Origin of the sequence: Klebsiella africana (genome assembly GCF_020526085.1) — a bacterium.
Classification (GTDB): domain Bacteria; phylum Pseudomonadota; class Gammaproteobacteria; order Enterobacterales; family Enterobacteriaceae; genus Klebsiella; species Klebsiella africana.
This window is the reverse complement of the sequence record NZ_CP084874.1, coordinates 2565371-2578279: the sequence shown is the minus strand read 5'-3', so window position 1 is coordinate 2578279 and position 12909 is coordinate 2565371. Positions and strand designations below refer to the sequence as shown.

General features: G+C 53.7%; 14 protein-coding genes. All 14 read right to left on the bottom strand.

Annotated features, from left to right (window positions below):
• Nucleotides 1–75 precede the first annotated feature (75 nt).
• Nucleotides 76–486: a hypothetical protein gene (locus LGL98_RS12600; protein ID WP_136034272.1), complete on the bottom strand. Its 411-nt coding sequence runs from the start codon at nucleotides 484–486 to the stop codon at nucleotides 76–78.
• 122 nt (nucleotides 487–608) lie between these two features.
• On the bottom strand, nucleotides 609–827 hold the full coding sequence (locus tag LGL98_RS12595) for a helix-turn-helix domain-containing protein (RefSeq protein ID WP_025712469.1): 219 nt from the start codon (nucleotides 825–827) through the stop codon (nucleotides 609–611).
• Between the two features lie 13 nt (nucleotides 828–840).
• Nucleotides 841–1404, bottom strand: a complete 564-nt coding sequence (locus LGL98_RS12590; protein ID WP_136034274.1) for a DUF2975 domain-containing protein — start codon at nucleotides 1402–1404, stop codon at nucleotides 841–843.
• A gap of 427 nt (nucleotides 1405–1831) precedes the next feature.
• Nucleotides 1832–3220 (bottom strand): Re/Si-specific NAD(P)(+) transhydrogenase subunit beta, encoded by a 1389-nt coding sequence (gene pntB / locus LGL98_RS12585; RefSeq protein WP_136034276.1) that lies wholly within the window; start codon nucleotides 3218–3220, stop codon nucleotides 1832–1834.
• Nucleotides 3221–3229: 9 nt separating this feature from the next.
• On the bottom strand, nucleotides 3230–4756 hold the full coding sequence (pntA, locus tag LGL98_RS12580; protein ID WP_136034278.1) for a Re/Si-specific NAD(P)(+) transhydrogenase subunit alpha: 1527 nt from the start codon (nucleotides 4754–4756) through the stop codon (nucleotides 3230–3232).
• Between the two features lie 85 nt (nucleotides 4757–4841).
• On the bottom strand, nucleotides 4842–5702 hold the full coding sequence (locus LGL98_RS12575; RefSeq protein WP_208431241.1) for a beta-keto acid cleavage family enzyme: 861 nt from the start codon (nucleotides 5700–5702) through the stop codon (nucleotides 4842–4844).
• Between the two features lie 17 nt (nucleotides 5703–5719).
• On the bottom strand, nucleotides 5720–6904 hold the full coding sequence (locus tag LGL98_RS12570; RefSeq protein WP_136034280.1) for an acetyl-CoA C-acetyltransferase: 1185 nt from the start codon (nucleotides 6902–6904) through the stop codon (nucleotides 5720–5722).
• A gap of 196 nt (nucleotides 6905–7100) precedes the next feature.
• Nucleotides 7101–8039, bottom strand: coding sequence for a cyclase family protein (locus LGL98_RS12565; protein ID WP_131077041.1), 939 nt, complete (start codon nucleotides 8037–8039; stop codon nucleotides 7101–7103).
• A gap of 4 nt (nucleotides 8040–8043) precedes the next feature.
• On the bottom strand, nucleotides 8044–8970 hold the full coding sequence (locus LGL98_RS12560) for a 3-hydroxyacyl-CoA dehydrogenase family protein (RefSeq protein WP_136034282.1): 927 nt from the start codon (nucleotides 8968–8970) through the stop codon (nucleotides 8044–8046).
• 10 nt (nucleotides 8971–8980) lie between these two features.
• Nucleotides 8981–9769, bottom strand: a complete 789-nt coding sequence (locus LGL98_RS12555; protein ID WP_136034284.1) for an SDR family NAD(P)-dependent oxidoreductase — start codon at nucleotides 9767–9769, stop codon at nucleotides 8981–8983.
• A 16-nt stretch (nucleotides 9770–9785) separates the two neighbouring features.
• Nucleotides 9786–10127, bottom strand: a complete 342-nt coding sequence (locus tag LGL98_RS12550) for a cupin domain-containing protein (protein ID WP_125345782.1) — start codon at nucleotides 10125–10127, stop codon at nucleotides 9786–9788.
• 15 nt (nucleotides 10128–10142) lie between these two features.
• Complete coding sequence (locus LGL98_RS12545) at nucleotides 10143–10799, bottom strand: 3-oxoacid CoA-transferase subunit B (RefSeq protein ID WP_125345780.1); 657 nt, start codon at nucleotides 10797–10799, stop codon at nucleotides 10143–10145.
• Nucleotides 10792–11457: a CoA transferase subunit A gene (locus LGL98_RS12540; RefSeq protein ID WP_269808342.1), complete on the bottom strand. Its 666-nt coding sequence runs from the start codon at nucleotides 11455–11457 to the stop codon at nucleotides 10792–10794. Before LGL98_RS12540 ends, LGL98_RS12545 begins: the two co-directional genes overlap by 8 nt.
• A gap of 90 nt (nucleotides 11458–11547) precedes the next feature.
• Entirely contained in the window at nucleotides 11548–12858 is a 1311-nt protein-coding gene (locus LGL98_RS12535; protein WP_136034286.1) for an MFS transporter, read from the bottom strand.
• Nucleotides 12859–12909: the final 51 nt, after the last annotated feature.

Sequence of the window (12909 nt, the reverse complement as noted above, 5' to 3'; positions counted from 1 at the left end):
TAAGTGTTATCAGAAAAAAGATTATGGGATCTCAATATATTTATTATCAAGACTGGCACCAGCCCGGACTAAACTTCATCGTCCCTTATAGTCCAGTATCTCAATGCCATCAAAAGGAGATAAGATCTGGTCATATCCGTCGTTATAGCGGCGAATGTAAGTATCATCGACAATATACACGCCCTCCTCTCCTGACTTCATTTTTCTGGTGCCACCAGGTAACATGTAAATGCGTTTGCCTCCAGGCGGTTCTGATACAGAATAGTAAACAGGAGAGCGATCGCTGGGCTTCCGTTTGACAGCCGTCGGTCTGTGAGTCGATTTATTTTTGTCGTTCTTATGTCCCGGTCGGGAAGAGCCTTTACGCTCTTTCTGAATGTCAGAATGTTGATTAAGTTTTCCCGAACGGTCTTCTCGTGGTGCTGCTATGCCAACGCTGTTTAGGAAAAAAATAAAAAACAATATACTCAGTACTTCTCCTTTCATAAATATTTACCTTTTACGTATAACGTCATAAGGAGCATGACTCCAGGCAACACCGCTGCAAACAGCGGTGTGTTTAGGAAAGAAATGAGCTATGGCGGCTGGGTTAATACAACCTGTTTATCTCACTCATCCTCTTTCGATGGAATATAACTAAAGAGATCGCCAGGCTGACAATCAAGATATTTGCACAGTGCATCAAGGGTTGAAAATCGAAAACCTTTAATTTTACCTTGTTTTATTAACGAAAGATTCTGCTCGGTAATACCAATAGCATCAGCAAGCTCCTTTGACTTCACTTTCCTTGCGGCGAGTAATACATCCAGTTTTACAATGATTGCCATAAATGTTCCCGCCTTACAGGAAGAGTTTATTTTCTTCGTACAGAACGCTTGCCTTTTCCAGTATTTTCGCCACTGCCATCACGCACAGCGAAATAAAAATCCAGACGATATGATGTAGCTCAAATCCAAATACTATTTCACGCTCGCCAGTGGGGTTAAGCAGAGACAACCAGTAACTGAGAACAGGACCGGCAAGCAGATCCATCACCGTCCAGAGACCCAGTGAGGCTCCAACTCTGCTCATATGCTGTGCCGAACGGGCAGAAAAATAGTTCCGGCGAGCATAAGCTTTAAACAAAGAGCGTAGCTGATACAGGCTGTAACAGAGAGGAGCCATAACCAGCAGACTTATCACGCCGACTCCTGCGGCCTGCCCCCATGGCAACGCGCGCAGATTGACATCGAGAGCAGAAAGCCGCCGATCATCAAGCGACAGTCTTATCCCGTACAACTCATCCGAAAAGGATAATGTAGGGAAAAACAGAACAAGCGAATTCAATAGAACAACAGCAATCAACAGCATCATGGTGAATGAGACCATTCTTTGGCTGAGTTGCGCCAGTGCATCAGTGGACATAAAACCTCAGTAAGTCTGCATTAGGGTACAGTTCAAAGAATACACAAAATTAAAATAAAACGATAATTTTTTATCGTTTTGCTTTAATAAAAATCAAAAAAATAGAAATTTATTGTTATATTTCAGTTGGTTATTGATTAAGTTTTTTACGCACGTATCCCTTTCTCTGTTCAGAAATCAGCGATGACGTTTTGGTCAATAGCACACGTCGCTGAAATACTAGTGAACATTATCTTCTGCCCTGGCCATTATTCTGTCATACAGCGGTGAGCTTCATATTTTTTAACAATGTGTCAAAACGTTCCTGCGCTGAGCGAACAGTATTGATACTTAATGTAATTCTCTGATTCTGCGGCGGCAAAATTTCAGGGGGTGACGTACTTTTCCATCACCCTCTGCAATGCATCCAGTGCATCTAATCAATTAATCAGAGCTGCGCAAGTATCGCCTCTACGCTCGCTTTTGCATCACCAAACAGCATGGTGGTGTTTTCTTTAAAGAACAGCGGGTTCTGTACGCCTGCGTAGCCAGTATTCATCGAACGTTTGAACACCACCACCTGCTGTGCTTTCCACACTTCCAGTACTGGCATGCCTGCGATGGGGCTCCCGGGATCTTCCTGTGCAGCAGGGTTAACGGTGTCGTTGGCGCCGATGACCAGCACCACGTCGGTATCACTGAAGTCGTCATTAATCTCTTCCATCTCCAGCACGAGATCGTAGGAGACTTTGGCTTCCGCCAGCAGTACGTTCATATGTCCTGGTAAACGCCCGGCAACGGGATGGATACCGAATCGTACCTTCACGCCTCGCGCCATCAGCCGGCTGGTCAATTCCTGTACCGGATATTGCGCCTGGGCTACCGCCAGACCGTAGCCGGGGGTAATAATGACTGAACGGGCGTTTTTCAGCGCTTCCGCTACCTCCACCGCGCTGCATTCGCGATGTTCGCCCTGCAGGGCGCTACCGTCAGGTGCCATTCCTTCGCTGCCGAAGCCGCCGGCAATGACGCTGATGAACGCGCGATTCATGGCCTTACACATAATGTAAGAAAGGATGGCTCCGGAAGAGCCAACCAGCGCGCCGGTCACGATTAGCAGGTCGTTACTGAGCATAAAACCGGCCGCCGCCGCTGCCCAGCCAGAATAGGAGTTGAGCATTGAGACCACCACCGGCATATCTGCGCCGCCGATTGAAGCAACAAGATGCCAGCCAAACGCCAGTGCAATCAGCGTCATAACAATTAATGCCAGACTCTGCCACAGCAGGTTATCGCTGCGCACAAATACGATCATTAAGGCAAAAGAGACCAGCAGAGCCGCGAGGTTCATACCGTGTCGGCCTGGCAACATTAACGGTTTTGACGCGAAGATCCCGCGCAACTTACCGAACGCCACTACCGAACCGGTAAAGGTTATGGCGCCAATAAAGATCCCCAGAAAGACCTCCACCAGATGGATAGCCGTCATGGCCGTGTCATCGAGCGGCGCGTGGTCAAGGTAACTATTAATCCCCACCAGCACAGCCGCAAGGCCGACAAAGCTGTGCAGAATCGCCACCAGCTCCGGCATTTCGGTCATCTCCACCCGCTGCGCGAGAAAGATACCGATGCCACCCCCTGCCATCATCGCTACCAGGATCCATGCGAGATTGGCCGCCTGGTGACCAAGAACAGTCGCCGCCAGCGCAATCGCCATCCCGGCGATGCCGAATACGATCCCTGCTCGCGACGTCTCATGCTTCGATAAGCCAGCCAGGCTAAAAATAAACAACAGCGCGGCAATAATGTAAGCCGCAGTAACAAGACCTCCAGACATAACAACTCCTTAGTTTCTGCGGAACATTTTCAGCATGCGACGGGTGACGTAAAAACCGCCGAAGATATTAATGCTGGCGATAAAAACGGCGATAAAAGCCAGTACGGAGATCCACCCCCCAAGGCCGATTTGCAGGACTGCGCCGACGATAATGATCCCCGATACCGCATTGGTGACCGACATCAACGGCGTATGCAGAGCATGATTGACGTTCCACACCACGTAATAGCCCACAACGCACGAGAGGGAAAAGACGGTAAAATGGGCAAGAAAGTCCGCCGGTGCGTAATGCGCAAGCCAGCCAAATAGTGCAATCAGCAGCGCCAGAAAGAGGTATGGACGCCATGGTGAAGCGGGTGCGCTTTTTACCGTCCCGGTTGGTACAGGCTTTGGCTGCTGCGGCTGAGCCGAAACCTGAATTGGCGGCGCGGGCCAGGTGATATCCCCCTCGCGCACCACGGTAACGCCGCGGATAACGACATCATCAAAATCGATGACGATATTACCGTCTTTTTCTTTACACAAAAGCTTCAGCAGATTGACCAGATTGGTGCCGTAAAGCTGGGATGCCTGGGCCGCCAGCCGGCCAGGCAGGTCGGTATAGCCAATGATTTTGACGCCATTATCGCTGATGATGCATGTGCCCGGCGCCGTCAGTTCGCAGTTGCCGCCGGTCTGGGCGGCCAGGTCGACGATAACGCTGCCGGGTTTCATGCAGGCGACCATGTCGCGGGTAATAAGCCGCGGCGCAGGCTTCCCGGGAATGAGCGCGGTTGTGATAATAATATCGACCTCTCTGGCCTGAGCGGCGAACAGGGCCATTTCCGCCTCAATAAACTCAGCAGACATCTGACGGGCATAACCATCTCCGCTGCCGCTCTGTTCTGCAAAATTAAGTTCCAGAAACTCCGCGCCCATGCTTTGGATCTGTTCTTTGACTTCCGGGCGGGTGTCGAAGGCGCGCACAATGGCGCCGAGGCTGCTGGCGGCGCCAATTGCCGCCAGCCCGGCAACACCTGCGCCAATCACCAGCACTTTCGCCGGTGGAACTTTACCGGCGGCGGTGATCTGCCCGGTAAAGAAACGGCCAAACTGGTGGGCAGCTTCCACCACTGCCCTGTACCCGGCAATATTAGCCATTGAGCTTAAGGCGTCCAGCGACTGGGCGCGAGAAATGCGCGGTACGGCATCCATTGCCAACACCGTCACGCCGCGGGCGGCGAGTTCCGCCATTAGCTCGGCGTTCTGTGCCGGCCAGATGAAACTGATTAATGTGCAGCCTGGGCGCAAAAGCGGGATTTCATCCGCAAGAGGCGCATTAACTTTCAGGATAATATCGCTCTGCCAGACCTCATCCTGCGAACACAGCGTTGCACCTGCGGTCTGCCATGCGTCATCAGTAATATTGGCCGCTGCGCCCGCACCGCGGGCGACGGAGATCGTAAAGCCCAGCTTCAGCATCTGTTCAACGGTCGCGGGCGTGGCGGCGACCCGCGTCTCACCCGCCAGCGATTCCCGGGGAATAGAAATGTTCATATAACGGTTCTCGTTCAGATATCGATCGACAGCGATCGCCCGCCCATACAGAGAGGCGATCGGCATTCAGGAAGGAAGCTCACAATCAGGCGCGAACCGGCTGCTGGCGTATCAGACCAAGGATGGCGCGAGTTTCATCAGGGGTAGCGATGCTTTTATCCACCTCTGCAGCCAGCCGCTTAACGCGCTCAACGAACCAGGTATTGGATTGCGCCAGTTCACCTTTGCGATAGAGAATGTTGTCTTCCATGCCAACCCGAACGTTGCCCCCCAGCGCCAGCGCGGCGAGGACAATCGGCAGGTGACCGCGACCAATGCCCAACGCCGACCAGGTGAAATTATCTCCCAGATGCTGTTTACAGGTATCGAGCAAGAACATCAGGTTACGCACCTCCGCCGTCATTCCGCCCGGCGCACCGAGGACAAACTGAAAGTGTGGATTTCCCACGATCAGTCCTTTCTTCATGTAGTACAGGACGTTGTAAATCATCCCGGCATCGAAGATTTCAAACTCCGGCTTCACCTGGCACTCGTTCATGCTGACGGCGAGTTTCTCCAGAAAGCGCGGGCTATTTTCGAAGATTGTTGTGTGGGCCCAGTTCATAGTTCCGGCATCGAAAGAGGCCATTTCGGGTCGCAATAACTGGAATGGTTTCATGCGAATTTCGTCGCTCAGGCCAAGTCCGCCGGAGGTCGTCAGATTAATGACAATATCGCAGCGCGCCCGCACCAGGCGCACGGTCTCGGCGAATTGTTCAAAATCCATCGACGCCTGACTCTCCTCATCACGCACGTGAATGTGGGCAATGGAGGCGCCGGCCTCGCAGCAGCGGACGATTTCGTCGGCCTGCTCCTGCGGAGTAAGCGGAATATAGGGGGTGTCGCTCTTCTGCGGCCAGGCCCCGGTGCAGGCGACGGTGAGAATAACGTGGTTTTGTGCTGACATAATTAGCTCCTTGTTCCTTATTCTTTTTCGACCACCATGGCCAATCCCATCCCACCGCCGATGCACAGCGTCGCGAGGCCGTAACGAGCGTGGCGGCGATGCATTTCATGAACCAGCGAGACCAGAATGCGTGCGCCGGACGCGCCGATCGGGTGACCGAGAGCAATTGCGCCGCCGTTGACGTTGGTTTTCTGCGGATCCAGCCCCAACCCTTTCATGACGCTCAGGCACTGGGAGGCAAAGGCTTCGTTGGCCTCGATGACGTCGAGGTCTTCCACCTGTAAGCCCGCGCGGGATAAGGCCCTGCGCGTTGCGGGTACCGGCCCGTAACCCATAATGTTGGGATCGACGCCGCCGCTGCCCCAGGCGCGGATCGTTGCCAGCGGCTGAAGCTGGAGGGCGGCGGCTTTTTCGCGGCTCATCAGCACCAGCGCGGCAGCGCCGTCGTTAATGCCAGAAGCGTTCCCTGCCGTGACCACACCGTCAGGCCGGAACGCCGGGCGTAGCCTGGCGAGGGTTTCACGCGTGGTGCCGTGGCGGGGGAATTCATCGACCTTGATGTAACGCTCTTCTTTACGCGTGACGATTTTTATCGGCACAATTTCATTGTCGAAACGACCGTTTTTCTGTGCCCATTCAGTGCGTTGCTGGCTTTCCGCCGCATAGGCGTCCAGCGCTTCCCGTGTGAGCTGGTATTTTTGTGCCAGGTTTTCAGCGGTGATCCCCATATGCTCGCCGGAAAAGGCATCGGTCAGACCGTCGCTAATCAGGCTGTCAATCAGCGCGCTGTCGCCCATGCGCTGTCCCCAGCGGGCCGCGGCGGATAAGTACATGGCGTTGCTCATGCTTTCCGTGCCGCCAGCCACCACGATTTCCGCATCGCCCAGCGCGATGGCCTGGGCGCCAAGAATGGTCGCCTTGAGCCCGGAACCGCATACTTTGCTGACGTTAAAGGCGCTTTTCTCGACCGGGATCCCGGCGGCGATAGCGACCTGACGGGCGACGTTCTGACCCAGCCCGGCCCCCAGCACGTTGCCCATGATCACTTCGTCAACATCGTCCGGTTTGATAGCGGCGCGGGCGATAGCGGCGCTAGTTGCATATTCACCCAGTTGGATAGCCGAGAGATCCTTGAGCGCGCCGCCAAAGCAGCCGATGGGCGTACGGGCGGCGCTGACAATGACAACATCTTTTGTACTCATATGGTTGCTCCTCCAATGCAGAGCGGCAGTGATAGTTAATAATGTAAAAATATCGCTATAAGATTATTTTGGCGTAACGGTGCGATACGCCCGAAATGAATGAAACTATTATTTCGGGCGCAGGTAACCTTTCGCTAAATAGCGAGTTAATCCGCTGTGTTATTGATATTTGTTCGCTCAGGAATTTATTGTTTAATTAAATGCAGCCTCCATAGCTATAAGTTCTTTCCGGAACATTATTCATATCATCTTCATCAATTTCCGCCACGCAGCGCACCATTGAGCCATCGCCTAAATACCAGCGCAGTGGGAAACAGAAGAAACGAAAGCGCTTGCCGGAAACTTTATCCAGATTACCGCCGAGGTTTTCAACGCCGACAATCCCGTGGCCGAGCATCTGCTTATGGCAGGGTTCCCAGGTCCCCCAGCAGCCAATAGCCTCCAGATCGCCGAACTTTTCATCATAGGCGGCCTGGCCGTGAAGTTTGATATACAGCTCTTTATCAAACTCGGCATAGGCGTCTTCACCAAACTGTTCAATATATTCTTCGGTGAGCGGGCGTCCGGATGCACCGAGTAAATTCATACGCGTGGCACCATTATTCCCCATCGCCGTATGTAGCGGATGGTCTAATGCCTGCATATCCATGGCGACGCATTTGACTTTATTTTTAACAAACCATTTCCCGGCTTCCACGCCCGTACCGCAGGAGTAGTGATAATACTCTTTTGAGTCATCAAATTTACGATGCATGCCGGTATTCAGGCATACCACCATTCCGGCTAACTCCTCCGGTTTGATATTTGCACGGCGGCAGGCATCTTCCAGATGATGTGGCTGAATTAATTCCCAGCGCCCGACATTAATTTCCAGGCATACCGCCTCACCAGTATAAGCATCGACCGGCATTTCATGCGTATAGCGCGCTCTTTTACCGTCGAATTCTATTTCCATCACATGACGCGGGGCATCGCAGTGGGTGCCGGTGTGCATGGTGCAGGAAATACGCTGGGTTAACACGCCGCCTTTTGCCATGGTATGCGCACTGTCGATCAGCGGCTTATCGAAATAGGGCCAGCGCGGCGTGTCGGCGCTAAAGGGATGCGTTAAATCGACAAAAACTTTCTTACCCATAGTGTTACTCCTCAGGTTGCTGAGTGACACGCTGCAGATAGTTCAGCAGGCGCTCACGGCTTTCGTTAATTGATGTCTCGTTCCAGGTCTGAAATCCGCCACCGGATTTGAAGCCCAGCTTGCCTTCGCTCACCAGCTGGCGCAGCAGCGGTGAGGGCGTTGTCGCGTTATTCAGATGCGGGAAAATATATTCATGAATCGCCAGGGTCAGGTCCGTCCCCACCATATCGGCGTTTTCCAGCGGGCCGAGGGCCGGCAGTCGGATACCAAAACCATAGCGGATGCCTTCGTCCACGGTGCGCGCGTCGGCGATGCCCTGCTCCACAAGATAAATCGCTTCGCGCCACAGGGCGTGCTGTAGCCGGTTTACAAGGAACCCCGGCACATCTTTATTGACCCGCACCGGGCGTTTTCCTGCCCAGGCGAGGATGTCGAATGTGCGTTCGAATAGCCCATCGTTGGTCCAGGGCGTGCGAATGACCTCCACCAGCGGGATCAGGAAGGCCGGATTCCAGAAATGGGTGCCCAGTACGCGCTGTTTGTGGGTCACGTCGCGGGCGATCTCGCTGATGCTGATGACCGACGTATTGGAGGCGAGAATGGTTTCTGGTGGACAAAGCGCGTCCAGTTCGTGAAACAGCCGCTGCTTGAGGTCCAGCTTTTCAGGTACGCATTCGAAGACGATTTGCGCCCCCTTCACGCTCTCCGCCAGCCGGTCGCAAAAAACGACGCGGCGTACAACGTCATCGATGGTGGCCTCGTCCGCCTGCATACGTTGCAGATTGCTGCGGATGATGTCAGGTGCGGTCCAGGCGCCAGCATCGATATCATAAATCGTGACGTCCACTCCGCGGGCGGCGAAGATCTGCGCGATACCGCTGCCCATCAGGCCGCCGCCGAGGATCGTGATACGTGTGACCGGATTGTTCATTGCCATCTCCTTAACCCGCCGTACAGCCGCCGTCGATGTAAATGACCTGGCCGGTGATAAAATTTGCAGCAGGTGAGCAAAGGTATACGACGGTGCCGACCATATCTTCCACAACGGCAGCCCGGCCCATCGGGATGCGATCGAGGAAGATCTTTTTCAGTTTTTCGTCTTCCAGAACTTCCTGGGTCAGCGGCGTCCAGAAGATAGTCGGCGCGACGGCGTTAACGTTGATATTGTATTTCGCCCATTCAGTAGCCAGCTGTTTGGTTAATAAGTTGATAGCCCCTTTCGATGTGCCGTAAGCCGCGTAGCCGCCCGGGTGTCCGGCAAAAGCGCGTACCGATGAGGTATTGACGATTTTCCCGAATCCCTGCTGGATAAACAGTTGGCCAAATACTTTGCAGGGAAGAAAGGTACCCGTGATGTTGACGTCCATTACTTTGCGGAAATCATTAATGTCAAAGGCCTCCGCTGGATGGCGGATAGCAATGCCGGCAATATTGATCAGAAAATCAACTTTCCCCCAGGCGGCGACCACGCGATCGGCCAGGGCTTTTACCGCCGCTTCGTCGGTCATGTCGCCAGCGATAGCGAGGGCCTCGCCGCCCGCCTCCTGCACCTGCTGAACCGTTTTTTCCAGGGTGGCGATGGTACGGCCGGTTACCGCGACTTTAACACCGTAGTTCGCCAGGCCACGGGCTACACCTTCACCGAGCGCACCTGCACCGCCGGTGATAACCGCAACTTTGCCTTCAAGGTTGAACAGCGCTTTGACTTTGTTATCCCATGTTGTGTCCATAATGATCCCTTACTGGTTACGTATTGCTGGCGATGACCAGCATGCTGGTCGGATAATTGGTGTGGTTAACCACTTCACGCCCCTCAAACGGTGCGAGGAAAACCGCTTCCCCTTTGCTGACTACACGCGTTTCCTCTCTGGTACGGATGGTGATAGCGCCCTCCAGTACCACGTAGAGTTTTTCCGTCGGCGAATCGTCGTAAGCCCACTCGGCGCCGCCTCCGGGTAAAAAATGCGACAGTCCGCACCAGAACTGGCGGGCGTCGCATAACGCACCATCACACAGCTTCAGCGCCACCATGGCGTGATGCAGTGGTGGGTTGTAGGGACTAGCTTCACTAATCGGTATCACTTTCATTGATGGCGTCCTTTTTTAGGCAAACTGGATTAATGATTCAGAGATGCGTAGCGGCGCAGCGGTCTGCGCAACCACGTCCTCCACGCGGGTATCCGCGGCGATTTCGCGCAAAATCAGACCGTTATTGACTTCAATGACCGCTTTTTCCGTCACGATCAGATTGACCTGGCCGACGGCGGTCAGCGGCAGCTGGCAGCGAGGCAAAATTTTTGACTGGCCTTTTTTATCGCAGTGCTCCATGGCGATGATGACGCGGCGGGCACCGTTCACCAGGTCCATAGCCCCGCCCATTCCGGGAACCATCTTGCCCGGGATGATCCAGTTGGCGAGGTTGCCCTCCTGATCCACCTCCAGCGCCCCCAGAACGGTCACATCGACGTGACCACCGCGTATAATGGCGAACGACAGTGCGCTGTCGAAGAACGCCGCTCCGGGTACGGCAGTGACTGGTTGACCGCCGGCGTTAGTTAAATCGGCATCGATGCTGTCGCTATCCGGCATCGGACCGAGCCCCACCAGACCATTTTCAGACTGGAAAATGACGCCAAGATCGTCGGCGACGTAGTTGGCGACCTGCGTCGGCAGACCAATCCCCAGGTTCACCAGATCCCCTTTGCGAAGCTCTTTGGCAACCCGGCGTGCAATGCGTTCTCTTACGGCGTTTTTATCCATGGTGATCTTCCCCCTTAACCAGGTAGTCGATAAAAATGCCGGGCGTGTTGTAACGGTCGGCGGCGGCACAATCCATCGGCACAATGGATTCACACTCGGCGATGACCAGGCGTGCGGCGGTAGCCATCACCGGGTTAAAGTTTTTGGTGGTTTTATTGAACATTGCGTTACCAGCGGTATCGGCAATGGAGCAGTGAATCAAGGCGATATCGGCCTGCAGGGGGTGTTCCAGCAGCCAGGGCTGGCCTTCAATTATCACCTGCTGTTTACCCTCTTCCACGACCGTGCCAAGCCCGGTGCGGGTGAGTACACCACCCAGTCCGGCGCCACCGGCGCGGATACGCTCAACCAGCGTTCCCTGAGGAACCAGCTCTGCTTCAAGCTCGCCAGTGGACATCTGGCGTCCGGTTTCCGGGTTAAGGCCAATATGCGAGGCGATGATCTTGCGGACCTGTTTATTGACCACCAGCTTGCCGATCCCCCGGTCGATAAAACCGGTGTCATTGGCGATAATCGTTAAATTACCCACGCCCTTTTCTACCAGCGCATCGATAATTTTTTCTGGCGTGCCGACTGCCATAAATCCGCCAATCATAATGGTCATTCCTTCTTCCACCATGGCGGCAGCGCGTTGCGGCGAAATAATCTCTTTTTCCAGCATGGTATAACTTCCTGAATAAGTGACGTTAATACTCGTAAACCGGCAGTTTACGAAGACGTTAAATCCTGATGTGGCACTGAAAAATATTTACCCGGTGACCACCGAATCTGTTTTGCCTTTGCATTTATCGTTAATCATGAAAATTAACAGGGCCGCAATAATATCCAGGATGATAAAAGAGATATAAGCGCCATCATAATCACCGGTATATTTCAGACTGACGGCAACAACTGCAAAACAGCTAACCCGGAATAAACAGGCAATAGTTGAAACCAGGCGGTTAGCGGCGGAAAAGTCGTAGCGGCCATACACGGTCCCAACCATTGAGGTACATAGCTCTTTAATACCGGCGATACTGGCGCCAACCATTAACAGCGTGAAGTAGGTGAAGTAGTCGTTACCGCGAACCAGCAGGCAGGCATGGGTCACAGCAAAGAAAAAGGCGTAAGCGATACTGGCTTTTCGGGTGCCGACTTTCACATCGACCCAGCCCCAGAAGTAACTGAAAATAGCGCAAATTAGCGCGGCGGAGGTGAACATCCAGACGGCGGTTTCTTTATCATAGCCAACCGATATCAGCCGCGGGATCAACTGGCTGACGACGCCAATATCCACCAGCCACAGCAGGCCGAAGCCGACGGAGATCAGCCACATTTCGCGGTCGCGGAACAGTACGCGGTAGGTAAAGGGGCTCTGGTAATCAGTCTGGGCTGCGAGATTTGCCGCCTGCTGTTCACGAGAAATCGGTTCATTGTCCGGGTACAAGCCCAGTTCTTCCGGCGTATTACGGATCCAGAGTATGGAGATGATGCCGAGGGTAATTAACGTCCCACCGACAACCGCATAAGCGCCAGGCACGCCGAAGCGGTCAAAGAGGAAGAACATAATTGGGATCAGCGTCGCGGTACAGAACGACATCCCCATGGTTGCCCAGCCGAGCGCCAGCCCTTTTTTTCTTGGAAACCAGCTATTAAGTAGTGTGGCGGGAACGTTGAAACAGCACCCGGTGGCCAACAAATTCATCAGAGCCAGGCCGATTGCGTATTCGGCGTAGGAGGTCACCCGGCCAAACCAGATCATCGTTAATCCCAGTGCCAGCAGACCAAAAATAGCAACGATTTTCGCCCCTTTGCGCTTGATCATTTCAGCGATCACCAGCGCGCCGATAACGCCAATCCAGCCGGCGGGAGTGGAGAAAGAGAGAAGCGTGGCGAAATCCCAGCCGTGGAGATCGACAAAGCTTTGGACAATAACGTTCAGCCCGTCGGCAGTCCAGGCGGCGAAGTTGTAGTACATCAGCATGCTGAAGCCAACCATACTCCAGCCCCAGCCACCGAAATTACTCCGGGTGCTGGAATGATTAGCCGTTTTATCGGTAATATTATTGGTATTTTGCATAACTCTCACCCAGTTAATAAAATTAATTACCCCCTCACCAACCGATATACG